Source organism: Roseobacter sp. N2S (genome assembly GCF_031454055.1).
Classification (GTDB): domain Bacteria; phylum Pseudomonadota; class Alphaproteobacteria; order Rhodobacterales; family Rhodobacteraceae; genus Amylibacter.
In genome coordinates this window covers 1-22,895 of record NZ_JAVDQB010000008.1, presented here as the reverse complement: position 1 = coordinate 22,895, position 22,895 = coordinate 1, and the positions used below count along the sequence as shown (strand labels likewise).

Here is a 22,895-nt window from a genome sequence, read left to right as displayed (position 1 = left end):
TTATGCAGCCGCCTCGGTTCCGGTGCTGCGCGCGGTTAACCTTGTTATCAGATCGGCCAGCTTTTCGCCCCGCGCCCGTGCAGCGAAACCTAGCGCCATGCGGTGGATCAACACCGGATGGGCCAAAGCTGCAACATCATCTACCGAAGGGGCCAACCGCCCCTGCACCAAGGCCCGCGCCCGTGTCGCCAACATCAAAGCCTGCGCCGCCCGTGGCCCCGGCCCCCAACTGACAGATTCGCGCACGAAATCAGGGGCGGTTTCATCTTCGGGCCGTGCGGCACGTACCAGATCAAGGATTGCTTCCACAACCCCGTCCCCGACAGGCATGCGGCGCACCGCATCCTGTGCCGCCATCAGGGTTTCAGGGGTGAACACTTGTGTCGCCACCGCGTCCTCGGCCCCTGTTGTGGCCAGCAGGATATCCCGTTCTGTGTCACGGCTTGGGAATCCCACATCAATCTGCAAAATAAAGCGGTCCAATTGCGCTTCTGGCAGCGGATAGGTTCCTTCTTGTTCAATCGGGTTTTGAGTTGCCAGAACGTGGAACGGCGCGGGCAGATCGTATTCTTGCCCCGCAATCGTCACCTGCCGTTCCTGCATCGCCTGCAACAGCGCGGACTGTGTGCGCGGGCTGGCACGGTTGATTTCATCCGCCATCAGCAACTGGCTGAACACAGGGCCTTTCAAAAACCGGAACGCCCGCGCCCCGTCATCTGCGGTTTCCAGAACCTCTGACCCCAGAATATCCGCTGGCATCAAATCAGGGGTAAATTGCACCCGATTGGTGTGCAACCCGAACACAATGCCCAGCGTGTCCACCAAACGTGTTTTCGCCAACCCCGGCGCGCCCACCAACAGCGCATGACCGCCACACAACAGCGCCACCAAAGCCTGTTCCACCACCAGTTCCTGTCCGATGATCCGCGCCGCGATACCCGCCTTCGCCTGTGCTAAAAGCACCGAGGCTTTTTCAACCTCTTGCGCTAAACTCTCTAATTCGCTTGCATTCGCGGACATGTCACATACCTTTCTAGGGAAGCCAGAAACCATTGGCCCTATTAAAGACCAAATAACGCGGCAAGGACAAATGACAAATCCGAAAGAGCCCGAAATAATCCCTAAACCGAGTGCGGACAGCATAGCGCAGTCCGCCTCAGCTGCATCGAAAAAGGGGCCTGCCCCTGTGCATTTGTGGAATCCCCCGTTTTGCGGCGATCTGGATATGCGCATCGCACGGGATGGAACGTGGTTTTATCTTGGCACTCCCATAGGCCGCAAACCGCTGGTCAAACTGTTCTCGGGCATTATCCGCAAGGATGGCGACGACTACTTCCTTGTGACGCCGGTGGAAAAAGTCGGAATCACCGTAGAGGACGCGCCTTTTGTGGCCATCGACTTTGACGTGGAAAACCCGGGGCCTGACCAGCGCCTTACCTTCCTGACCCAAGTGGACGATGAAGCAACCGCCGGCCCTGACCACCCGATCCGTGTGGAACGGGACCCTAAAACAGGCGAGCCGAGCCCCTATATCCTGATCCGCACCAACCTAGAGGCCCTGATCGACCGCAAAAGTTTCTATCGATTGGTGGACCTTGGCGTGCATCAGGAAAAAGACGGGAAAAGCTGGTTCGGCATCCGCTCGAACGGGGCGTTTTTCCCGATCATCCCGTCCGATCAACTGGACTAACCTGAAATGGCCCATCTACACATGGTCTGCGGTCTGATCTGCGCGGGCAAATCAACCTTATGCGCCAGCCTGTCTGAACAGCCAGACACAGTGTTGATCAGCGAGGATTCATGGCTTTCAGCCCTTTACGGCCCTGAAATGGAAACCATCGCGGATTATGTGACCTATTCCCAGCGCCTGCAAACCATACTCACCCCGCATATTCAACACCTGCTGGGTGCCCATATCAACGTGGTGCTGGATTTTCCAGCCAACACCCTGTCCCAACGGGCCTGGTTTCGCGGCTTGATAGACAGTACAGGCATCCCCCACACGCTCCATCTTCTGGATGTTCCAGCGGAGGTCTGTAAACACCGTCTGGCACAGCGCAACGCCCAAGGCACCCACGCCTTTAGCGTCACAGAGCGTCAATTCGATCTGATTTCCGCCCATTTCACCCGTCCCACAGCCGATGAAGGCTTCACAATCAAAACCCACCAGCCTTGCAAAACCCACCAGCCCTAGACCCGCGCCCTCTTTCCATTTTCTAAAAATATCCGCGCCGCAGGCACCCTTTCCGCGAAAGGGTTTGCCTGCTCAGTCATGCCAAGGCCCGTTTACCTTTTCCCCAAGCCCATCCACCCGTTCAAAAGTATGCGCCCCGAACCGGTCCCGCAGCCCTTGGATCATATTGGCGGTCGATCCTTCGGTGCGACTGGCATTGTGATAACTCAGCGCCGCATAAAGCGCGGGTGTTTCCAGCCCTGATGCAACCGCCTGTGCGACCACTGTTTGCAATGCACCAGCATTAGCCTGCATCAAAGCGGTGAATTTCGGCGCATGGGACAGGCGGCGGGTGCCATCCTGTTCAAAAGCCTCGGAAATATCATCCAGCAACACCGAGCGGATGATACAGCCTGCCCGCCAAACCCGTGCAATAGCGGCCAGATCAAGGGACCAGTCAAACGCATCTGATGCACGTCGCAACACCTCAAACCCTTGGGTATAGGCGCAGGTTTTGGCGGCGATCATCGCGCCTTCAAGGGCTTTTATCCCAGCACCCTGCGCCCCCGCATCCGCGCGCGCGACAGCGCCAAACAGGGCGGCCCCCGCAACGCGGCCTTCCAGATCGGCCGAAATATTACGCGCCTCGACCGCTGCTTGCATCATACTGGCAGGGGCGCCCAGATGCAGCGCCTCAATTACCGACCAACGTCCAGTGCCTTTTTGCCCTGCACGGTCCAAAATCATGTCGAGCATGGGTTTACCTGTCTGCGGATCGTCTGCGCGGCAGACCTCGGCGGCGATTTCCACCAGATAGGAATTCAGCGGCCCGTCCATCCAGCCTGCAAACACATCGCCGATAGCCCCCGCGCCCATGCCCCAACCATCGCGCATCACGCCGTAAGCTTCAGCAATCATCTGCATATCGGCGTATTCAATGCCGTTATGCAGCATTTTAATAAAATGCCCCGAACCACCGGGCCCAAACCAGTCACAACATGGATCACCCTCAAATTTCGCCGCTGCATCCTGCAACGGCCCTTTGACCCGCGCCCAGCTTTCCTGTGACCCACCTGCCATGATCGACGGCCCATGTCGCGCGCCCTCGGCCCCGCCAGAAATGCCCATACCCAGAAACAACAGCCCCTTGGCTTCACAGTCCCCAACACGGCGTTCGGTGTCTTTGTAATAGGAATTGCCCAGATCGGCGATCAAATCGCCCTTGTCCAACAGCGGCGACAGGCTGTCGATCACACTGTCCAGTGGCCCGCCCGAAGGCACCAGTACCAGCACGGAACGTGGCGCGGCCATGCCGGACACAAAGCTTTCAGCATCCGCGCAGGCGATCAACGTGCCCTTCAGCGCGGCCCCTGCGGTCACCACTTCGGTGGATTTTTCAAGACTGCGGTCCAACAGGCTGACAGTATGGCCCTTCTCTGCCAAATTCAGTGCAAATTCGCGGCCCATCACCCCGATCCCTACCAATCCAATATGCGCCATACCCTGTCTCCTTGCCATGTCTGCCCTGATCCAATGAAATCAAGCCACGGTTGTCCAGCGCAAAACAGCCCGCACCTCCAAGCAAGGATTGACCGCAAAGTTACCAGTGCTTACATACAAAGCATGGGCGAGGCACATAAACTTAAACGCGGTGATCTGCGCGACGCGCTGGTCGAATACGCACTTCAGGCCACACGGGACGGCCACATAGAGGTCATGTCCCTGCGCCAAGCGGCCCGTGATCTGGGGGTTTCGTCGGGGGCAGTCTATCGCCATTTTGCCGATAAAGACACCCTGCTGGCCGAGATCGTCAAGATAGGTCATTGCGTGTTGCGTGGTAAATTTATTGCGATCCGCCCCGAAGGCGCGATTGCCAAAACGCCACAACAGGCCATCGACCGGTGTCATGATTTTGTGCGCACCTACATCACATTTGCTTATGAAAACAACGCACTATGGCACATGATGTTCGGGCGTATAGGCATGATCTGTCGGGAAGAAATGATCAAAAACCCGGATTTGGCCCGATATACCCCCTTTGATATCGGGATGGAGCTGTGCCGCGATTTACACCGCAACGGGCTGACCACACGCCAACCGGATGTGGCAGACAACCGTTATATCTGGTCCGCCATTCACGGCGCGGCGGATTTGGCCCAATCCGGGGCGCGGATGGATCATACCGAGTTGGATCAGATCATCACCGACACATTTCACCGTAATATGCGGGCCATCGGGCTGGATCTGGATCATCACAAAACCTAATGATTGGCCCCCGCCGCCCATAGGATTGGGCGGCGGCGTATTCAGTATCTTAGCCTTTTGGGGCTTGGCTTAATGGGCCTCGGCCCAATTGGCGCCCTGTCCTGCATCCACAATCAACGGCACGTCGATTTGCACCGCAGGCATGGCCGCGCCTTCCATGATGCCGCGCACCACGTCGATGGTTTCATCAACGGCATCTTTTGGCACCTCAAACAGCAGTTCATCATGGACCTGCAAAAGCATCCGCGCGGGCAAATGGGCGATGGCGGCGGGCATACGGATCATGGCGCGGCGGATCACATCCGCTGCGGTGCCCTGGATCGGCGCATTGATCGCCGCCCGTTTGGAAAATCCGGCCTGAGGCCCTTTGGCATTGATTTCAGGCGTATGGATTTTACGCCCGAACAAGGTCTGTACAAAGCCGTGTTCCTTGGCGAAAGCCACCGTATCGTCCATATAATTACGAATTCCGGGGAAGCGTTCAAAATAGCGGTCAATAAACCCCTGCGCCTCTTTTCGTGGAATTCGCAGGTTACGCGCCAGCCCAAAGCCGCTGATCCCATAGATCACCCCAAAGTTGATGCCCTTGGCCTGACGGCGCACTTCGGGTGTCATTTCATCCAGTGGAACCCCGAACATTTCCGATGCAGTCAGCGCGTGAATGTCGATCCCATCGGCAAAGGCCTGCTGCAATTCGGGAATTTTGGCAATATGCGCCAGAATTCGCAATTCAATCTGGGAATAGTCGAGCGATAGCAGAACATTGCCCTCATCAGGTACAAAAGCCTCTCGGATGCGGCGGCCTGCTTCGGTGCGCACGGGAATATTTTGCAAGTTCGGATCGGTCGAGGCCAACCGCCCCGTGCTGGCCCCCGCAATGGAATAACTGGTGTGAACCCGCCCTGTTTCGGCGTTGATATGGGTCTGTAACGCATCGGTGTAGGTGGATTTCAGCTTGGACATCTGCCGCCAATCCAGCACCCGTGCAGGCAGGTCATGCCCTTCGGCAGCGAGATCTTCGAGCACGTCCACACCCGTGGCATAAGCCCCGGTCTTCCCCTTTTTACCGCCCGTCAGTCCCATTTCATCAAACAGGATTTCACCCAGCTGTTTGGGGGAACCGACATTAAAAGACCGCCCCGCCAGCCCGTGAATTTCATCCTCTAGCGCGGCCATTTTCTGGGCAAAATTGTTGGACATGCGGCTCAGATGATCACGGTCCACCTTGATCCCGTTCATTTCCATCGCTGCAAGAACCGGCACCAAAGGACGCTCCAGCGTTTCATAAACCGTGGTCACTTTGCTGGCGTGCAACTGGGGTTTGAACATCTGCCACAGACGCAGGGTCACATCGGCGTCTTCGGCGGCGTATTTCACCGCCTCGTCTATGGGGACCATGTCAAAGGTCTTGGCGGATTTGCCAGTGCCCAATAATGTTTTAATACTGATAGGTTTATGATCCAGATAGCGTTCTGACAGGGCATCCATGCCGTGATTGTGCAAGCCCCCATGCAGTGCATAAGACAGCAACATGGTGTCATCTATCGGTGCGATTTCAATTCCCTGACGGCGCAGGATTTTCAGATCATACTTCATGTTCTGGCCGATCTTCAGAATCGCTGGGTCTTCCAGAACAGGCTTCAACGCGGCCAGAACTTCGGCAGCATCCATCTGGCCTTCGGCCAAGGCCGCTCCGCCGAACAGATCACCTTCGCCGTCTTTATGGGTAAGCGGAATGTAACAAGCCTCGCCTGCATCCACACACAGACAAATGCCCACCAGATCGACCACCATTTCATTCAGACCCGTGGTTTCGGTATCCACCGCAACCCAGCCCCGATCCTTGATCCGGTCAATCCAGACCTGCAACGCCGCCATATCGCGCACACATTCGTACTTATCCGCATCAAAGCCCTTCGCCGCCGAAGCTGGCACAGGGGCTGCGCCCAAAACCTCGGGCGCGGCCACGACTGGCGGTTCAACGCCCAGCTTGCCCGCAATCCGCGCAGCCAATGTGCGAAATTCCATCAAGGTCAAAAACCCAAGACAGGTTTCAGGCTCAGGATCGCGGACTTCCATTTCCGCAAAATCGAAATCCATATCCATGTCTTGTTTTAACGTCACCAAATCGCGGCTGATGCGAATTTGATCGGCGAAATCAATTAGCGTCTGGCGGCGTTTGGGCTGTTTAATCTCACCCGCCCGATCCAAAAGCGTATCCAGATCGCCATATTCATTGATCAACAGCGCCGCTGTCTTGATCCCGATCCCCGGCGCGCCCGGCACGTTATCCACCGAATCCCCCGCAAGGGATTGCACATCAATCACCCGGTCTGGCCCAACGCCGAATTTTTCTTCAACCTGTTCAATGCCGATCCGCTTGTTTTTCATCGCGTCAAGCATTTCAACGCCGCCGCCCACCAGCTGCATCAAATCCTTATCAGACGAAATAATCGTCACCCGTGCCCCTGCATCGCGCGCCTGTACCGCCAAAGTGGCGATAATGTCGTCGGCCTCAAAGCCTTCGGCCTCGATACAGGCCAGATTGAACGCGCGGGTTGCATCGCGGGTCAGCGGGAATTGGGGCACCAGATCTTCGGGTGCGGGGGGGCGGTTTGCTTTATAAGCGGGGTAAATATCACTGCGGAATGTCTTGCCTTTGGCATCAAAGATCACAGCACAGTGAGTGGGCGCATCATGGCCCTTATTATCCTCGACAAATTTGAACAACATATTACAAAACCCGCTCACCGCGCCGACGGGAAGTCCGTCCGACTTACGTGTAAGGGGCGGAAGCGCGTGATAGGCCCTGAAAATAAACCCAGACCCGTCAATTAAATGAAGATGATGCCCTTTACCGATGCTACCCACGACCCTACCTTTTTATGAACCAAACAGTCAGTGACCAGATTAGATGAACCTCCCCGTCAAAGCGATAGCGATTTTGCTTCTCGCGGCACCTTCTGCCTTTGCCCAAGCCACATCAGATGCATGCATTTTTGATCCGGAGTCGCCGCAAAGCTGTGTTCATCTGGTGGGATGTATTGATGGCGAAGGCGAATATTTCTACGGCACCTCTGTTGGTTTGCAATCCGGCACAGTCACAGGGCGCACCAGCGAGGGCGAAAGCTGCTTTGGTACATGGCAAAACGAAGCCAACAAAAGCCGCGGCGAAGGGACAATCACCTGCGGGCCGGAACAGGCAACGTTTAAATATTTCCCGCGTGGCAAGGATTTCAACGTGATTTCAGGGGTCGCCATATCAGACAAAGGCCGCCACATGATCACTTGGGCGGGTGAAGACCTTGCGGGCTATCTGAAGGTAAAGTTTCCGGATGGCAAACACCCGGGCTTTCAATGTGGCGCACGCTGGATCGAGTTACCCGATCACGCGATTGCCACCCAAAGACCTCAAGCAGGCGCCGCAACCCCTGCCGCGGAATAACCATCCACTCAGGGCGCGAACAATCGCCCGCGCTGCGCTTGAAACCCTGTAATGTTCGGATTAGTGGCCTGTATCTGCGCCGTCTTTGACCACATATTTGCAATCGCAATAGGGACATTCCACAAAACCCGTGTCATGGGGTATCTGCAACCAAACCCGAGGATGCCCCCCCTCGCCGCCATCACAGGCCACGCGGTAGCTGTCTACTTCTTTCACTTCCGGTGCATCAGTGGTCATGTCTGTGGTCCCTGCAAATTGGCGTTTCCCCTCAAATACTGTCAATCCGCCCGAAGGAAAAGCGGATTTTAGCCCGCCCCCGCGCCTTGTTTGACGCAGAAACGGGCCGAAAGGCGGCTTAATCTGCGGCGCGCGCGATCATACGGCCGATGTTGCGCCCCGCCAGAATGTGTACGTGCAGATGGGGCACTTCTTGCACACCGTGTTCCCCTGCGTTGGAAATCATCCGGTATCCCGCCCCGTCATCGGCACTGACGCCCAACATATCGCAGATTTTACCAATGGCGCGGGTATAATCCACAATCTCTGCATCGCTGGCGGTGTTGGCGAAATGATCATAGGTCACATACGGCCCCTTCGGGATCACCAGAACATGTTCAGGCGCTTGTGCCTGAATATCGCGGAACGCAAGACTATGGTCGGTTTCCAGCACAGTTGTATTGGGGATTTCGCCGCGCAGGATTTTGGCAAAAATATTCTGGTCGTCATAGGTATAGGCCATCAGGGTGTTCCTTAGTCTGCAAACAAATAGGGCGTATGCGCGATTTCACGCGCTTTGTCTTCGGTGATATCCATAAACGCAGAGATTTGCATGATGTTTTCTTCGGGGTCATTGCGATCCGAAATGGAATAGAAGTTTGGAAAATTCCGATCCCGCACCGCATTGCTTTCATGGGAAAAATCCATGCGGATGGTGGGGATGATCCGCCTAAGCGTATCTTCTGAACTGCTGGGGGCGGCCAGTCCGGTTCGAATGGCATGACCGCGCAGATATTCCTCGTCGAAGTTGCAGGCGATTTCCAGAACCCGCGTGGTGCAGCGGTCTGAATAAAAATCATCCAAAAGGTCGATATTCACAGGATCGGCACAGATCATCAGGCGATCGGTATGGGTCTGTTCAAACAACAGGCGCATGACCGCGCGACGATGGCGTGCCCGCTTATCTAGCGTCCGTTCAATGCCACCCAATTCAGGCAGCGCCGTATCCTGTTCATCAAACAAATAGGCAAACCCGCGCACGCCAGCCACCGTTTGCGCCGCAGCCAGCAGACGTTTGGCCACATGCCATTTCTTGCACACCACCACCAGCAACTCCCTCTCGCGTCCGATGGTGCTTTCCCTTTCCCAGAATCGGGGGGCAAAGCGCCGCCCTTCGCGCCCGCGTGTGGTCAGGAATTTATACAGGGAGCGCCCCTCATTGGTGATGTTCAAAGGCACATCGCCGCCCGAATACAATAACCCCAGCTTTTCCTTAAGCTGGCTCGCATCGGGCGAGATTTTGCGGGCGAACAGCGAATCTTGGGACAGCAGAAATTCGTATTGGTCGTTAAAGAATGTTACAGGCATCCCATAGTCGGAAAACATCAGGAAGGTCAGCGTACGATTAACCACTTCATCCTTGGGAACCAGATGTAAAACGAGGGTCTGGAAGAAGGTTTCATCCGGAATCCACGTGGTTTTGAAAAACCGCACAACGTCTTTGCGATCCTGCACAAAGCGCAACACAGACTCGACCGTGCGGCGGCGCAAACACCACCACTGTGAGCCGATTTTAATTTCGATGCCTTTGGGTATATCCCGCTTCAACCCCAGCCTTTTTTGCAACCGATAGGCGTTGTAAAAAAGCGTCTTATGCGCCCGTTCGTTGAAAAAGTGACGGTAATACAACCGGTCCTCTTTCATGCCTGTTTTGATCCAGTCGCTTTCGAAAAAGTCGTTGTTTTCGATAAAATCCACATCGTTTTCATCTAAAAAACGCCGTGCATAGGTGGCGGGTTTGATCGCCATGCAATCCCCCGACACCATATAAAAATGCGTCGCATCCGGAAAAGCCGCATCCGCTGCAATCATCGCATTTAGCGAACCTTGCACCAAAGACCATTCCCCCCAGCCGCATTTCACCCGTTTGGCAAAAGCCACATTAGGATTGTCCGCCAGACTCTCTGTGATGGTTTTGTAGTCGGTCGCGCTGGCGCTGGCGTCAAAATGGATCGCAATGCAATCCCCCGCCGAGGTCAACCCCTCTGCCTGTTGGATGATCGCCTCTGGGTCTTTATGGCATAGAAGAATATAGGCAATTTTCGCCATCAGATACGTCGCCCGTTTGTTGTCATGCTACCTCACTCGCTGGTTTATCTTTAAAAATCGCCTCAATAAACACTTTTTCTTGGCAACCTTCCGCCTAAAAGGTAGATCAGACACAACGAATAAACCGTAAAGGCCTGCACAATAAGTGCAAGAGCAGGAGATGAATTGATATGGGCTTTCCAGGAACCTGGATGACCGAAAGCGAAAATTTGGTCTATCGCGTTATCCCCAAATGCGCCTGTTCGACCATCGGGCAGATCATGTATTACTCTGATCATGGCCGGTTTTTTGAAGGGGATATCCACGACAGCACCGAAGGGCTGCACAAATGGAGCCAGGAATTTTCCCAGCAACCGATCACCGATCGGGTGACCGAACAGAAAACCTATACCTTTACCTGTGTGCGCAATCCTTACACCCGCATCCTGTCGGCCTATTTCGATAAAATTTGCGGTATTCAGCGCAATGGCAAACGCTATCGCGGCAATCTGGTGCCCAATATCATCCGCAAATACGGGGTCGAGGTTGAAGGCGACTTCGATCAAATCAAGTCCTTCCGCCGTTTTTTGCTATTTGCACGGGACACCATCAAATACCGCCGCCCGATGGACCCGGACATCCACTGGTCTGCCGTCGCGGGCCATGCCTCGACGCTGATTGTAAACGGCGGGCGCTACGACAAGGTGATCACCACCGAGAATTTCAAAGAGGGCATGAAAGACGTAATGAAGAATATCGAGGTGAAACACACCCTTGATATCGACTCCATGCCTCGTTTCAACGAAAGCGAAGGCCACGGCCCGAAACGCGCCCATCCGGTTGAAGACTACTTCGACGATCTGTCCATGCATCTGGTTTATGAAATCTACAAACGGGATTTTGTACTGTTCAAATATGACGCCACCGACCCCAGCCGCAAGGAACCGCTGTCAGAACCTGATCTGGATGAAATCCACGCCAAACTCGGCGATTGATCCTGTTGGTGCGTGGGGACCACGCACCAGACCTAGCCGTCGAAGTGATAGCCGAAGCGCTCCACATCTTCGGCAAACAACTCCCCGACCAGCGCTTGATCCGCAGCGGAATAATATCCCTGATAGGCCCCGCGCGTGGATTTGTTTTCATGGGGCGGCACCGGAAACCGCACCCCTATCCCGTCTTCCAGCCGCGCCATATCCGCGTTCAGATGCTCCAAGCGCAGGTATAGATTGCAGCGATCCACCCCGTCCCTGTCACTGACATAACGTGCCGCCCCGTCATGGCGCAGGGTGGCGCGGGTGGACGCATCGTTCAGAAACGTGGTGAAATCGCTGGCTTTGGCCATATGCACAGCGGGGTGGTCAAACCCCTGCCCGCGCAGCCAGTGGTAATAGCTGACCATCCGATCCCAAGGATTGCGCACCAAGGTAAAGACGAAATACTGCTCGATCTGCGTCTGATCCACCGCGCCGTAAATATCCACCAGCTTTGAATGTTTCCACAGCCGCCCGCTGGTCTGCAAATCCTTCACCCGCTTGCGCCGCCGCTGCGCCTTGGGGGTGTCACCGATCAGAATGTCATCTTTCATCGCCTTGGCTTCCAGTGCCAAAGCCAGCGAGGTGCCGCCCGTTTTCGGGATATGCACAAAAATATAACGCCGCCCATGGGAAATAATCATGGCAACAGGCTACGCATCTGCAGTGCGCAAGGCAATCACCCCGCCCGATAGAATAATCATCGCCATACCTACGCCCCCCAGCAGATCAAGTTGATCCCCCCACAGCACCCAGCCCCAGAAGCTGGCAAAGATCAGGAAGGCATATTCAAACACCGCGATATAGCTGGTCTCGCCGATCTGATAGGCCCGCGTCAGCATGCCCACCGCCAACACAGACCCCACCGCCTGCACCAGCGTCCAGCCCCAAAAAACGGGCGTCGGTGTCACCCAACCGCGCCCGAAAAAGCTGGTGCCATCTCCCAGATCACTGACCTGCATCACCAGCAAACCCGCAGCGCCGATAGCACCTAGGGCCGCGAAAAACCAGAATAGCAGGGTCACTGTATCCTCGCCCTCGCACAGATAGCGCGTGCTTAGGGCGGTCAGTGCCCATGTCACACCCGCCAGCATGGGCAGGATTGTGATAAGGTTCAGCGCCGTGAAATCAGGGCGCAGCATCAGCAGGACGCCCGCAAAACCGACCACCGCCGCCAAAACACGCCACAGACCAATCGGGGTGCGAAACACCAGAACCGAGAACAGCAGCACAAAAATCGGCGCGGTGAACAGCCCCGCGCCTACCTGCGCCACAGGCAGCACGGCCAAAGCCCCGAAATAGACCGCCATGGACACGGCACCGCAGCAGGCGCGGATTGCAACCCCCTGCCAGCGCCGCGGTTTTATCCGCCAGCCCATCCCCCAAGCCATCAGCGCCAAAGCCCCGCAAACCAGTGCCGAGCGACACAGATGAAACTGCCAAAGCCCCGCCTCTTTGGCGATCAGCACCACGTAATTATCCACCAACCCGATAATCGCCATACAGGCCACCATCATCGCGGCCCCTTTAGTGGTGTTGGAAACTGTGGGTGTCATCGGGATGCGCCTGTCAAAATCTCTTAGCGTACTTAGGCACAGCGCCAAGACATGGGCAACGCCTATCGGCCCTGGCTGGATCGTCAGTTAAGTTTGCGCCTTGAAACACAAAAGCCGATTGAAAAACCGAAAAACACGGGGCATCGTATGCGTCAGTTATGCACAGCGGGAGGCCTGAATATGGCACAAATGGCAGATGAAACAGGCTTGGGCAAAACACCAGCTAATTACGTGCCGCTGACCCCGCTCAGCCATCTGAAACGCGCGCGGGACGTGTTTGCGACCCGCACGGCCATGGTCTATCATGACCGCCGCCACTCCTATGCGCAACTCCATGACCGCTGCACCCGATTGGGCGCGGCACTGGCGGCCAAAGGTATCAAGCCCGGCGATGTGGTTTCCACACTCTGCCCCAACATCCCCGCCATTGCCGAGGCTCATTTCGGCGTGCCCCTGTGCGGCGCAGTACTGAACACTATCAACACGCGGCTAGACCCAGACACCATCGCTTACATCTTTGCCCATTCCGAATCCAAAATCGTCCTTGCAGACAGCCAGTTCCTGCCCGTAGCCCTACAAGCTATCGCCCTTATGGACAGCAAAGCCCCTGAAATAATTGAGGTCGCCGACCCGCTTGCAGGGTTTCCCGCCACTGGGGATTTCACCGAATATGAAGACTTCATCGCCGCTGGCGATCCCGCCTTCGACTGGCATCTGCCTGATGATGAATGGGACGCAATTTCGCTGAATTACACATCAGGCACTACAGGCCGCCCCAAAGGCGTGGTCTGCCATCACCGCGGCGCGTATTTGATGACCATGGGCACGGCGCTTAGCTGGGAAATCGGGCTCTACCCGAAATACCTGACCATCGTGCCCCTGTTCCACTGCAACGGCTGGAACCACACATGGATGATGCCCTCGCTTGGCGGGCAAATCACCTTTTGCCGCGACATGACCGCAAAAGCCATCTTCGGGGCCATTGCGGCCGAGCGGATCACCCATTTCGGTGGCGCACCGATCATTCTAAATACGCTGATCAACGCCAAACCCGAAGACCGTGCCGCCTTTGATCACACCGTCAATGTGCTGACCGCAGGCGCGCCGCCTTCGCCTGCCACGATCAAAGGTGCGGAAACGCTGGGGTTCAAGATCATGCAGGTTTACGGGCTGACCGAAACCTATGGCCATGTCACCGAATGTGTGGAACCCGACGATTGGGCCGCCCTGCCCGCCGAAGAACGCTACGCCAAAATGGCCCGCGTCGGCGTGCAATACCCGATGATGGAAGACATCGACGTGGTGGATCAGGACAGCCGCAAACCCGTGCCCCGTGACGGCAAAACCATCGGTGAAATCGTCATTCGCGGCAATGCGGTGATGAAAGGCTATTACAAGAACCCCACCGCCACAGCCGAAGCATTTGCAGGCGGCGCATTTCGATCTGGCGATATCGCCGTGCGCCATCCTGACGGCTATATCCAGATTACCGACCGCATGAAGGACATCATCATTTCAGGCGGAGAAAACATTTCATCGGTCGAGGTGGAAAACACCCTGATGTCCCACCCTGCCGTGTCTTTATGTGCGGTTGTGGCGCGACCGGATGAACAATGGGGCGAAACCCCTTGCGCCTTTATCGAACTGAAAGACGGCGTGGACCAACCCACGCCCGAAGAAATCATCGCCCACACCCGCGCCCATCTGTCTGGGTTCAAATGCCCCAAAACGGTGTTGTTTCAGGAACTGCCCAAGACCAGCACGGGCAAAATTCAAAAATTCGAACTGCGCGTGGTGGCCAAGGCGCTTTAGCGGGCGCGGACGGGCTTAGTCTTCTTTGCGCATCACGTTGTCACATTCCCAGAACACATCGCGCAGGCAGCCTTCACAGATGTTGCGGCTAAGGTCGTTCATGGCGTCGCTGACCGCGTCGTTTTTATTGGTGTGCAGGTTTTCCTCGCCCAATTCGTCGATCACATGGAAGCGGTGCAAACTGTTCACCAATGGCGGGAACAGGGCAACGATGCGAAAGGAACCGCCCTCGGCTTTGGCATCACGAATGGCTTGAATCAGGAAATCCGCCCCCGCCAGATCGGTCTTGCCGACCCCTTTCATATACATGATCTTATGAATCTGGCGCGGATCTCGGGCGCAGATTTTTTTATAGGTTTTGGCCACGTTTTCCACGCTGCCAAAATATAGCGGCCCATCAAGGCGAAAGATCAGCAACTGCGGGCATTCCGTCACACCTTTATGTTCCACATTGCGGAATTTTCGGGTGCCATCGGTTTGCAACACAGGCGCTGTGACAGGCAATTCAGGGTGCGAGCTTTCGTAGATGAACACACACAGCGACGCGATCACGCCCACATAAATCGCGAAATCCAGCTCGATAAACAGACCCGCTGCCAGCGTCATCACAAGGATCACGGTTTCAGGGCCGCTGCTTTTGATGATGTGGCGCAGTTCGGAAAATTCGATCAAGCGATAGGCCACCAACAGGATCAAACCCGCCATGGCAGGTTTGGGAATATAGGCCACCCAAGGGGCGATAAAGAACAGGATCAGCAGCAGGAAGATACTGGCGAAAATCCCCGACAACGGCGTTTCTGCCCCTGCGGTTGCATTCACGCCACTGCGGGTAAAAGACCCTGACCCCACATAACACTGGAAGAACCCGCCAACCACGTTGGACAGGCCTTGGGCCACCATTTCCTGACTGGAATCAAAGGCTTCCTTGCGGCGCACCGCAAAGGCGCGGCCAATGGAAATCGCCTCTAGCGCGCCAACAACCGCAATCGCGGCAGCGCCCGGCGCCAATTCGGCCACATCGCGGATCGACGGGGACGGTGGCGCCAGTTGTGGCAGCATATTGGGCAAAGCCCCGACCATTTCCACCCCGTAACTGGCCGCATCTATGCCCCATGCCAATGCAGATCCCGCAAGCAAGGCAATCAGGAACCCCGGCAAACGCGGGGTGAATTTTTGCATCAAGAATGCCAAAGCCAGCGTGAAACCGGAAATCAGCAAAGCGTAGGGGTTCACCTCGGGCAGGTGCTGGGACAGCCGCATCAGGCGTTCAGCGATATTGCCGCCCCGTTCGACCACAATGCCTGTCACCCCCGCTAACTGGCTGACCGCAATCAACAAAGCCGCCGCCATCGTAAAGGCAGTCATCACCGAATGGGACACAAAGGACACAAGCCCCCCAAGGCGCGCGAATCCCCCCGCGATCTGGAACAGCCCCACCATAATCGTCAGCGTCAGCGCCATTTCGATGTAATGTATTGTGCCTGGTTCGGCAAAATCCGACAATGTGGTGAACAACACCGCCGAAATCGCCGTAGCTGGCCCCGAGATCATGATCATCGAGGTCCCAAACATCGCCGCAATCACAGCCGTGATCATCGCCGTATACAGCCCATATTCCGGCGGCAGCCCTGCAATGGTGGCAAAGGCAACCCCTTGGGGCAACACCATGGCGGCATTAATCAAACCTGCATAAGCGTCCGCTGTCACCGTCTTGCGGTTGACGCGGGTATACCAGTCTAAAGGTGGAAAATACTCTGAGTAACGCATAACGACTTCCGAGCGTTCAATGGTCATAAATTGGGATTGCTACAGCCCCTACGCCTGTTGGACCATCAATGCAATTACCCTATGGTAATAGTTTTACACTGGTCATGCAAAAAATTTACACTGGCCTGATCCCAGTGAAATCATCCCCTTAGTATGGCTTCTTTTACGGAATGCTCTGAAGGGTGCAAAATCGTCTACACAGGGACGACCAGAGCGTGTATGCTGATAGGAAAACAGGCCTAAGGCCGATATGGGCACGCAGTGACAGCGCTTAAAAAATATGACCGGCTCGAGGCAATCGGGCTTTGGAGGGAGTCCGATGCGGATCAAAGACGCGAGGTTATCGTGTCTTTTGGGGCATCCACTCTGGTGTTGTCTGACGCCAATGGCAAACCGCTGACCCATTGGTCCATGGCCGCAATTCGCACCCTGAACGAGGGCGAGACACCGACCCTGTATAGCCCTGATCGCAGCACATCCGAGACCTTGGAAATCGACGACCCGACTATGGTTGACGCGATCCAGGTGGTGCGCAAGGCTATTCGGCGCACCGGCCCCCATCCGGGGCGGTTGCGCTGGGTGCTGACCGCACTGTTCCTTGCGGTTGCCCTAGGGTTTGGCCTGTTCTGGCTGCCCTCTATTTCGGCAGATTATGCCACGCGGATTTTGCCCAATGCCAAGGCCATTCAAATCGGCCAGAAAATCCTGAAGCAAACCGATTTGATGACGGGCACCGCCTGTAACGATCCGGCAGGCGTGGCCGCGCTTGAAAAATTCGAAGACTGGCTGCTGCCAGATGGCGGGGAAATCCACATCGTCGATATGGGCGCGCGGTTTGCAGCCCATTTGCCCGCTGGCAATATCCTGTTGAACCGTGTGCTGGTCGAAGAAAACGCAGGCCCCGAAATAGCCGCCGGTTTTGTGTTGATGGAACGGGCCAACGGGGAACAGGAAAAACCGATGACCCGCATGTTCCGCGAAATCGGCAGTCTGCGCACCCTGACCTTTATTGCCAATGGGGTCCTGCCCGACGAGGCCTTGGCGGGATATGCCCGCACTGTGCTGACCGCGCCGATGGTCCGCCCTGACGACGCGAACCTGCTCGACGCCTTTAAAGAGGCCAAACTGACCTCTGCCCCTTTTGCCTATGCGCTTGATACAACGGGAAAATCCACTGCTGCCCTGATCGCACTTGATCCGTTCAAAGAAGGCTACCAGCCCCAACTGACCGATGCGGACTGGATTGCCCTGCAATCCATTTGTGGCGACGACTGAACCACTCGGCCTTTAGGCCCCCTGCCCCGAACCGTCCGAACACCCCAAACACCGCACACATAACGCGGTTGAAAAAACGCGCGTAATCCAGAACATGGCACACAGACACCGCGCAAAGAAAAAGGCCGCTCCACTGGAACGGCCTTGAAATCTTGTAGGTGTCGGCGAAGATTAGTTCTTCGCGTAGAATTCCACCACCAGGTTTGGTTCCATCATCACCGGGTATGGCACGTCGGCCAGGCTTGGTGTGCGAACAAACTCGGCACGCATTTTGCCAGCGTCTACAGTCAGGTAGTCGGCAAAGTCACGCTCTGCACTGGACAGGGCTTCCATCACCAGCGCCATTTGCTTGGAGCTTTCGCGCACTTCGATAACGTCGCCTTCTTGAACGCGGTAAGACGGGATATTAACCTTCTTGCCGTTTACAGTCACGTGACCGTGGTTCACGAATTGACGGGCAGCAAAGACAGTCGGAACGAATTTCGCACGGTATACAACAGCGTCCAGACGACGCTCCAGCAGACCGATCAGGTTTTCACCTGTGTCGCCGTTTACACGAACAGCTTCGGCATAGATGCGACGGAACTGTTTTTCTGTCAGATCGCCGTAATACCCTTTAAGCTTTTGCTTGGCGCGCAGCTGGATACCGAAATCGGACAGTTTTTGTTTGCGGCGTTGACCGTGGACACCGGGTCCATATTCACGACGATTTACAGGGGACTTAGGACGACCCCAGATGTTTTCGCCCATGCGACGATCAAGTTTGTATTTGGCAGCTGTACGTTTGGTCACGGCTGTTCTCCTTCATATATGTTTCGAAGGGCGTTGTCCTTTGGTCTGAAACGGTTTCCCGAAGCCCGACAGGGTTCCCCTTGCGGGGTCCACCAACACCAATTCCCGCTGACGCGGATGGGCGGCTTATAAGCCTTGTACGGGGGGAGTCAACAGCCGCACGGGATCAAATCCCTAGAAATTGAACTTCACGTTCAAAGACCCAGTGACCTGGCTTTCTTTTTGGCCTTCAAATTCTTTTCCAAGCCATGTCAGCCCGTAAAACAAACCCGCGTTTTCGCCTTCATAGACAAAACCCGCCCGCGCCCTTGGCCGCATGGTTTCAACCGTATAGCCACGGCTTTCGGGCAGCAGTTTGCTGTCGCCCACATAGGCCACATCGCCGCCCATCATAAAACCGAAGCTGCGATCATCACTGCTGCGCACGTTTGACACCAGATGACCCGTAATCGGTTCGCGCACAAAAAAGTTGCGCGACAGGTTCTTACCGAAAATCGCATCAATCCCCACCCGCGCATAGCTTTCCACGCCGACCTGCGCCTCTGCAAAAGGACGGAACAGTGTATCGCCCGCCCGCATATTACGGGAAATTTCACCCTGCACGGTGGGATAGATATGATCCGGCAACTGATCCGCCAGCATCATCGGTGCCTGCGCGCCAATCTGTTTATGGGCCCATTTCTGGAACCGCCCGAGACCGGTCGAGGGGCCAACAAAGACCAACTCGCCACCGTAAGACACGTTATATGCGCCTTTTGCAAAATGGGTAAACGCACCAAGCCCGATCACACCCGCATAGGGTCGATCCGGAAAAGCGGTGGCCAGTGACAGATCGGCAGGGGCCAGAATTTCACTGCGCAGACGGTATTGCATCAGCTCAAAAGCCGTTGTGGGCAGGCCGTCAAGAACCTGCTCGCCAAAAGTGACCGACACTTCATACGATCCAGTGCGCCAACGGTCATTTCCATCGCCCAGAAAGTCATTGTTAAACAGGCGTGACACGCCCACAATTGTATCTAGTTTTGGCCAAGCAAACCCTTCGGCCTGCGCCAGACCGGCGTGCATAACACCCAGTGCTGCAAGAATTGCCACCCGCATAATATCGTCTCTGCTCTTTTGTTTTTTCCGACCCTAAAAGGATTTACAGCCCTGTAGTAGCCGCAAAACAGGAATGGCCGTTTTTTTGCAGCTGTGTTGCCCTGCTGCATTTTCCCTTGACCAATCTGGCGCTACGCCACCTTGTCAAGGGTAAAAAGGGGGAAAAGAGATGGCAATTTTTCGACTGGCAACACTGCTGTTATTGTCAGCCACACTTGGGGCGCAGGCCCATGACAAGGCCACAGGCGTGGTAAAACAGCGGATGGATGCCATGGGGGTTCTGGCAGATTCAATGAAATCCATCGCGGGGCAATTAAAATCCCCTTCCCCCGATCCAGCAGCGATCCAAGCCGCCGCAACAGCACTGCGCGCACATGCAGCGGGCAATCTGACCAAGGACTTCCCCGAAGGATCACTGTCCCCCCCGACCGAGGCCCGCGCCGAAATATGGCAAGACTGGGACCGCTTCACCGCCCTTGCAAACCGCCTTGACCTGCAAGCCCAAGGGTTGGCACTGGCCGCAGGAAACCCGCTTTCAGGCACAGCCCTCAAAACACAAAAAAAACGGAGCCTGAAAGAACTCGCCCAAATGCCCCCTAACGCCGTGTTCACCCTGATCGGCCAAACCTGCGGCACCTGCCACAAAGCCTTTCGCACGAAAAAGTAACCAGCCCGCCGCAAGGAAGGATCATGTCATTCCAACAGGCCCAACCCACACAAACCAATGGCCACCCCGCACTTGCGAAGTGGCCATTGAAACGTGTCATTTGTGAACTGGTGGGCGGTTGCGAAAAGTGTGTCGACGCGGGTATAGTTATGCCAAACAGATTTTCGAAATCAAAAACATACGTTCAAAATCAATAAGTTGAAGACACCCCCAAATAAGAACGTGTCAAATGCACAGCCACTTTTGCAAAGGGTGCGGGTATAGTTTTGCGCCGGAAATCGGGGTAAGTTTTGCCATAATGAGCACAAAAAAAGACCGCCCCGAAGGGCGGCCTGAGTTTTTCGATATTGGCTTGGCTTAAAGATCTTTTCGTCGGAAGACTTTTGCTTGGAGCGACTTAAACTCCATGAACGGTTCAATACCCGCCTTGCTCAACTTCAGGCCCATTGTTCTCGTAACAATGCCATGTTCGGCAGCGAGATCCTGAAGCTTGACGTATTTCTCGCGAAACCGTTCCACCTCTTCTTTGGCGTAACAATGCCGGACCGTGCCACGCGCGTTGGTAATGGTGGAAGCATTGAGGAACAGCTCCCCGTCCGTGTCACGGTTTACACGAAGGAGATCAATTGCCAGAAGCTTCAGGCCAATTAGATCAGACACGTTTTTTGGCGACAGCCCATGTCCAGCCACTTCTGCTTCAGACACCCTCCGCACATTTTCAGGATCAACAAAGACTGACTTAAACCGCAGTTCTTCCGCTCCGGTCTCGACCCGATGCAGTCGCCCTGCGAGCACAAGAGCAACGATATCCGCGACAGGCACACGGGCGATTTCAGACGCAGCAATAACGTCAGCCATACCATCGCCTGCTGAGGCCACAGGTTGCCCCGCGCGCCTGAACCGAGCAAGAAAATCGTCAAGATCATCATTCGCGACATTCGACAATAAGCCGCCTGTTATCGACGGGTCGTTCCCGACTTTGTTAAGTATTCCGTTTCTGACCATCATTTGTGCCTGCGTGCGGTTGCAGTTCAGGTAATCTGGTATCTGTTTGATGGGAGTTGAATTTTTAATCTTACGCGCAAGCGCCTCGCCGTCATCAGCGTTGATAGTTCGTCTGCTTTCGAACTCATCAGGGTTCCCTCCCGCAAGCAGCCCCGTAAGAACCAAAGCTCTATGAGTGTCTTCCGGTGAACCCCGCTCACCTTGGATAACGTAGCCACCGTATGCCGTTTCCGTTTTAGCACAGAGCTCCCAAACAGAACCATACCTGGCTCGACTGGCATGTGATCGATGATGAAATCCCGCACGACATCTTTGATGGGCCCCGCATCGTCTTGGTCGTTATCGAACTGAAGCCAATCATAAATGCGCCCCAAAGCTGAGGGTGCGCGCCCCGAATGCCGCTTGATGCTCTCCTTCTGCGCGATTTCTTCCAAGATGGCGAATATGCCCTCACGCCCCAGGGATGCGGCTTCCATACCAACGGCGCCTGCTTCATGTAGTTGCTTGACCGTCAAACCTTTGATACCCGAATGTGCACCGTGGATGCGGCAAATTCCAATCGTTTTGCAAACATGCGCCGCTTGATCTATAGGTTGCGCGTCCATCCATACGGGACCTTCTGCGCCAGACAATCTGCCCACCACATACGTCTGAAGCGGCGAAACGCTTGCGGCCTCCGCGACGGCAACTTGATCAGAAAGTTCCTGATCTGATGGCGCGACCTTATCCATGTTCTGGAATCTCTCAAAGTACCCAAGGTTCTTGCGCCGGTGAGGTAAATACCATGGCGTGGACACATGCGGACAGGATCCAACATCCAAGAAAGGCGCCCTACCCTGTCGCCATGTGCCTCCTCTGTAGCATCATCAAGTAAGCACGCAGGGCAATAAGTTGTGAAGCCGCGGGTAATGAATGTGGAACCGAAGATTTCACCGTTGTAGGTCAATAGTCGTTCGCCAGCTTTCTGGGTACCACATCTCAAGATTTGCGTTTCTGACGGCTTGCGGTAATCAAGCGCGCCATAACATCGGCATTGACGCGAGCCTTGATTGAGACCTCTTCGCAGTAGTACTCAACCAGAGAGATCAAACCAACTTCGTCAACGCCATGCTGAAGGTTAGAAGGCACTATCTTTGTAAATCGTCGCGAAACCTGGGGATCTAATGCGGCTACTTCTGCCAAGCGTTCTGTCCCACTCAAAATGGGAATGACCGCATGTTCGCCCTGCATAAGGGATTTGATCATCCGCAAAGAGGTTTCAGTATCATTGGCAGAACGCGCCATGATGAGATCCTGTGCTTCATCTAACCAAAGGACACGAATCCCGGCAACACTCAGTCGCTGACTAACCGTCTTCCAGATGAACCATAATTCGCGTTTTGCGTAACAGTGTCCACGCCCAAAGCGGCGAGGATCGCCAAGCCAACGCTTTTCAATGTCGCGGGGCTCGGCACCTGAATTTCAAGGTATCGTGGCGCACCCGTATCAGGATTATGTGCCAAAAATTGTGCTTCCTGAAGCATGGTTCGCACCGCGGTTGTTTTACCGCCACCTAGCTTTTCAATGAGTATTACGCCTCGCGTTTCCTGCCCCGCGGTGTAGCGGCAAGGCAAACTGAATAGCCCCTAGTTTCCTAGACACCTTCTTGGTTGTTATTTCGCTGTCTGTCTTCAAAGTCGACGGGCGACAGCATCCCGTTTCT

22 protein-coding genes and 1 pseudogene are annotated in these 22,895 nt (G+C 55.4%); 8 read left to right on the top strand and 15 right to left on the bottom strand.

Going from position 1 to position 22,895, the window contains the following annotated elements; all coding sequences use genetic code 11:
* A complete protein-coding gene (locus tag GGE09_RS16885) occupies positions 1-1,020 on the bottom strand; it encodes a MoxR family ATPase (protein ID WP_309747342.1) in 1,020 nt (339 codons plus the stop codon).
* Positions 1,021-1,090: 70 nt separating this feature from the next.
* Between GGE09_RS16885 and GGE09_RS16880 the strand changes: the two genes are divergently transcribed.
* Both GGE09_RS16880 and GGE09_RS16875 read left to right on the top strand, forming a co-directional pair.
* Positions 1,091-1,690, top strand: a complete 600-nt coding sequence (locus tag GGE09_RS16880; RefSeq protein ID WP_309747341.1) for a DUF1285 domain-containing protein — start codon at positions 1,091-1,093, stop codon at positions 1,688-1,690.
* A gap of 6 nt (positions 1,691-1,696) precedes the next feature.
* A complete protein-coding gene (locus GGE09_RS16875) occupies positions 1,697-2,194 on the top strand; it encodes an ATP-binding protein (RefSeq protein ID WP_309747340.1) in 498 nt (165 codons plus the stop codon).
* Positions 2,195-2,266: 72 nt separating this feature from the next.
* Here GGE09_RS16875 and gndA read toward each other — a convergent pair whose 3' ends face one another.
* Complete coding sequence (gene gndA, locus GGE09_RS16870; RefSeq protein WP_309747339.1) at positions 2,267-3,673, bottom strand: NADP-dependent phosphogluconate dehydrogenase; 1,407 nt, start codon at positions 3,671-3,673, stop codon at positions 2,267-2,269.
* Between the two features lie 123 nt (positions 3,674-3,796).
* Between gndA and GGE09_RS16865 the strand changes: the two genes are divergently transcribed.
* Positions 3,797-4,438, top strand: a complete 642-nt coding sequence (locus GGE09_RS16865) for a TetR/AcrR family transcriptional regulator (protein WP_309747337.1) — start codon at positions 3,797-3,799, stop codon at positions 4,436-4,438.
* Positions 4,439-4,507: 69 nt separating this feature from the next.
* On the opposite strand, the gene polA is transcribed toward GGE09_RS16865, so the two are convergent.
* Positions 4,508-7,309, bottom strand: a complete 2,802-nt coding sequence (polA, locus tag GGE09_RS16860; protein WP_309747336.1) for a DNA polymerase I — start codon at positions 7,307-7,309, stop codon at positions 4,508-4,510.
* Between the two features lie 43 nt (positions 7,310-7,352).
* Here polA and GGE09_RS16855 point away from each other — a divergent pair, with 43 nt between their 5' ends.
* The gene (locus tag GGE09_RS16855; RefSeq protein ID WP_309747335.1) at positions 7,353-7,883 is read left to right on the top strand and encodes a hypothetical protein; all 531 of its coding nucleotides are present in this window, start codon (positions 7,353-7,355) and stop codon (positions 7,881-7,883) included.
* 60 nt (positions 7,884-7,943) lie between these two features.
* On the opposite strand, the gene GGE09_RS16850 is transcribed toward GGE09_RS16855, so the two are convergent.
* The 3 genes from GGE09_RS16850 to GGE09_RS16840 all read right to left on the bottom strand — a co-directional run bounded on the left by GGE09_RS16850 (position 7,944) and on the right by GGE09_RS16840 (position 10,208).
* Complete coding sequence (locus GGE09_RS16850) at positions 7,944-8,120, bottom strand: zinc-finger domain-containing protein (RefSeq protein ID WP_309747334.1); 177 nt, start codon at positions 8,118-8,120, stop codon at positions 7,944-7,946.
* A gap of 118 nt (positions 8,121-8,238) precedes the next feature.
* Positions 8,239-8,622: an HIT domain-containing protein gene (locus GGE09_RS16845; protein WP_309747333.1), complete on the bottom strand. Its 384-nt coding sequence runs from the start codon at positions 8,620-8,622 to the stop codon at positions 8,239-8,241.
* An 11-nt stretch (positions 8,623-8,633) separates the two neighbouring features.
* The gene (locus GGE09_RS16840) at positions 8,634-10,208 is read right to left on the bottom strand and encodes a DUF5928 domain-containing protein (protein ID WP_309747332.1); all 1,575 of its coding nucleotides are present in this window, start codon (positions 10,206-10,208) and stop codon (positions 8,634-8,636) included.
* A 170-nt stretch (positions 10,209-10,378) separates the two neighbouring features.
* Here GGE09_RS16840 and GGE09_RS16835 point away from each other — a divergent pair, with 170 nt between their 5' ends.
* Positions 10,379-11,182: a sulfotransferase family protein gene (locus GGE09_RS16835; RefSeq protein ID WP_309747331.1), complete on the top strand. Its 804-nt coding sequence runs from the start codon at positions 10,379-10,381 to the stop codon at positions 11,180-11,182.
* 32 nt (positions 11,183-11,214) lie between these two features.
* On the opposite strand, the gene GGE09_RS16830 is transcribed toward GGE09_RS16835, so the two are convergent.
* The gene (locus tag GGE09_RS16830; RefSeq protein WP_309747330.1) at positions 11,215-11,865 is read right to left on the bottom strand and encodes a sulfotransferase family 2 domain-containing protein; all 651 of its coding nucleotides are present in this window, start codon (positions 11,863-11,865) and stop codon (positions 11,215-11,217) included.
* A 9-nt stretch (positions 11,866-11,874) separates the two neighbouring features.
* A complete protein-coding gene (locus tag GGE09_RS16825) occupies positions 11,875-12,777 on the bottom strand; it encodes a DMT family transporter (RefSeq protein ID WP_309747329.1) in 903 nt (300 codons plus the stop codon).
* Between the two features lie 180 nt (positions 12,778-12,957).
* On the opposite strand from GGE09_RS16825, the gene GGE09_RS16820 reads away from it, so the two are divergent.
* Entirely contained in the window at positions 12,958-14,589 is a 1,632-nt protein-coding gene (locus GGE09_RS16820; protein ID WP_309747504.1) for an AMP-binding protein, read from the top strand.
* A gap of 15 nt (positions 14,590-14,604) precedes the next feature.
* Here the strand turns inward: GGE09_RS16820 and GGE09_RS16815 are convergent, their stop codons facing one another.
* A complete protein-coding gene (locus tag GGE09_RS16815) occupies positions 14,605-16,356 on the bottom strand; it encodes a SulP family inorganic anion transporter (protein WP_309747328.1) in 1,752 nt (583 codons plus the stop codon).
* 261 nt (positions 16,357-16,617) lie between these two features.
* Between GGE09_RS16815 and GGE09_RS16810 the strand changes: the two genes are divergently transcribed.
* Positions 16,618-17,631, top strand: coding sequence for a hypothetical protein (locus tag GGE09_RS16810; protein WP_309747327.1), 1,014 nt, complete (start codon positions 16,618-16,620; stop codon positions 17,629-17,631).
* 171 nt (positions 17,632-17,802) lie between these two features.
* Here the strand turns inward: GGE09_RS16810 and rpsD are convergent, their stop codons facing one another.
* Complete coding sequence (gene rpsD / locus GGE09_RS16805; RefSeq protein WP_309747326.1) at positions 17,803-18,423, bottom strand: 30S ribosomal protein S4; 621 nt, start codon at positions 18,421-18,423, stop codon at positions 17,803-17,805.
* A gap of 174 nt (positions 18,424-18,597) precedes the next feature.
* Positions 18,598-19,521, bottom strand: a complete 924-nt coding sequence (locus GGE09_RS16800) for a lipid A-modifier LpxR family protein (protein WP_309747325.1) — start codon at positions 19,519-19,521, stop codon at positions 18,598-18,600.
* A 169-nt stretch (positions 19,522-19,690) separates the two neighbouring features.
* On the opposite strand from GGE09_RS16800, the gene GGE09_RS16795 reads away from it, so the two are divergent.
* A complete protein-coding gene (locus GGE09_RS16795; RefSeq protein ID WP_309747324.1) occupies positions 19,691-20,188 on the top strand; it encodes a cytochrome c in 498 nt (165 codons plus the stop codon).
* A gap of 357 nt (positions 20,189-20,545) precedes the next feature.
* Here GGE09_RS16795 and GGE09_RS16790 read toward each other — a convergent pair whose 3' ends face one another.
* From GGE09_RS16790 to GGE09_RS16780, 4 genes and pseudogenes are all read right to left on the bottom strand, one after another.
* The gene (locus GGE09_RS16790; RefSeq protein ID WP_309747323.1) at positions 20,546-21,046 is read right to left on the bottom strand and encodes a hypothetical protein; all 501 of its coding nucleotides are present in this window, start codon (positions 21,044-21,046) and stop codon (positions 20,546-20,548) included.
* Between the two features lie 173 nt (positions 21,047-21,219).
* Positions 21,220-21,924, bottom strand: coding sequence for a hypothetical protein (locus GGE09_RS16785; RefSeq protein ID WP_309747322.1), 705 nt, complete (start codon positions 21,922-21,924; stop codon positions 21,220-21,222).
* A 53-nt stretch (positions 21,925-21,977) separates the two neighbouring features.
* Positions 21,978-22,175, bottom strand: a pseudogene (locus GGE09_RS23450) (TniQ family protein); the annotation flags it as partial.
* Positions 22,172-22,555, bottom strand: a complete 384-nt coding sequence (locus GGE09_RS16780; RefSeq protein ID WP_309747503.1) for a TniB family NTP-binding protein — start codon at positions 22,553-22,555, stop codon at positions 22,172-22,174. The pseudogene GGE09_RS23450 and the gene GGE09_RS16780, both read right to left, overlap by 4 nt.
* Between the last annotated feature and the right edge of the window lie 340 nt (positions 22,556-22,895).

Excerpts from the sequence above, each read along its gene's own strand:
- GGE09_RS16885 (WP_309747342.1), bottom strand. The coding sequence starts at position 1,020 with ATGTCCGCGAATGCAAGCGAATTAGAGAGTTTAGCGCAAGAGGTTGAA.
- GGE09_RS16880 (WP_309747341.1), top strand. The coding sequence starts at position 1,091 with ATGACAAATCCGAAAGAGCCCGAAATAATCCCTAAACCGAGTGCGGAC.
- GGE09_RS16875 (WP_309747340.1), top strand. The coding sequence starts at position 1,697 with ATGGCCCATCTACACATGGTCTGCGGTCTGATCTGCGCGGGCAAATCA.
- gndA (WP_309747339.1), bottom strand. The coding sequence starts at position 3,673 with ATGGCGCATATTGGATTGGTAGGGATCGGGGTGATGGGCCGCGAATTT.
- GGE09_RS16865 (WP_309747337.1), top strand. The coding sequence starts at position 3,797 with ATGGGCGAGGCACATAAACTTAAACGCGGTGATCTGCGCGACGCGCTG.
- GGE09_RS16855 (WP_309747335.1), top strand. The coding sequence starts at position 7,353 with ATGAACCTCCCCGTCAAAGCGATAGCGATTTTGCTTCTCGCGGCACCT.
- GGE09_RS16850 (WP_309747334.1), bottom strand. The coding sequence starts at position 8,120 with ATGACCACTGATGCACCGGAAGTGAAAGAAGTAGACAGCTACCGCGTG.
- GGE09_RS16845 (WP_309747333.1), bottom strand. The coding sequence starts at position 8,622 with ATGGCCTATACCTATGACGACCAGAATATTTTTGCCAAAATCCTGCGC.
- GGE09_RS16840 (WP_309747332.1), bottom strand. The coding sequence starts at position 10,208 with ATGGCGAAAATTGCCTATATTCTTCTATGCCATAAAGACCCAGAGGCG.
- GGE09_RS16835 (WP_309747331.1), top strand. The coding sequence starts at position 10,379 with ATGGGCTTTCCAGGAACCTGGATGACCGAAAGCGAAAATTTGGTCTAT.
- GGE09_RS16830 (WP_309747330.1), bottom strand. The coding sequence starts at position 11,865 with ATGATTATTTCCCATGGGCGGCGTTATATTTTTGTGCATATCCCGAAA.
- GGE09_RS16825 (WP_309747329.1), bottom strand. The coding sequence starts at position 12,777 with ATGACACCCACAGTTTCCAACACCACTAAAGGGGCCGCGATGATGGTG.
- GGE09_RS16820 (WP_309747504.1), top strand. The coding sequence starts at position 12,958 with ATGGCACAAATGGCAGATGAAACAGGCTTGGGCAAAACACCAGCTAAT.
- GGE09_RS16815 (WP_309747328.1), bottom strand. The coding sequence starts at position 16,356 with ATGCGTTACTCAGAGTATTTTCCACCTTTAGACTGGTATACCCGCGTC.
- GGE09_RS16800 (WP_309747325.1), bottom strand. The coding sequence starts at position 19,521 with ATGCGGGTGGCAATTCTTGCAGCACTGGGTGTTATGCACGCCGGTCTG.
- GGE09_RS16795 (WP_309747324.1), top strand. The coding sequence starts at position 19,691 with ATGGCAATTTTTCGACTGGCAACACTGCTGTTATTGTCAGCCACACTT.
- GGE09_RS16790 (WP_309747323.1), bottom strand. The coding sequence starts at position 21,046 with ATGGCTGACGTTATTGCTGCGTCTGAAATCGCCCGTGTGCCTGTCGCG.
- GGE09_RS16785 (WP_309747322.1), bottom strand. The coding sequence starts at position 21,924 with ATGGATAAGGTCGCGCCATCAGATCAGGAACTTTCTGATCAAGTTGCC.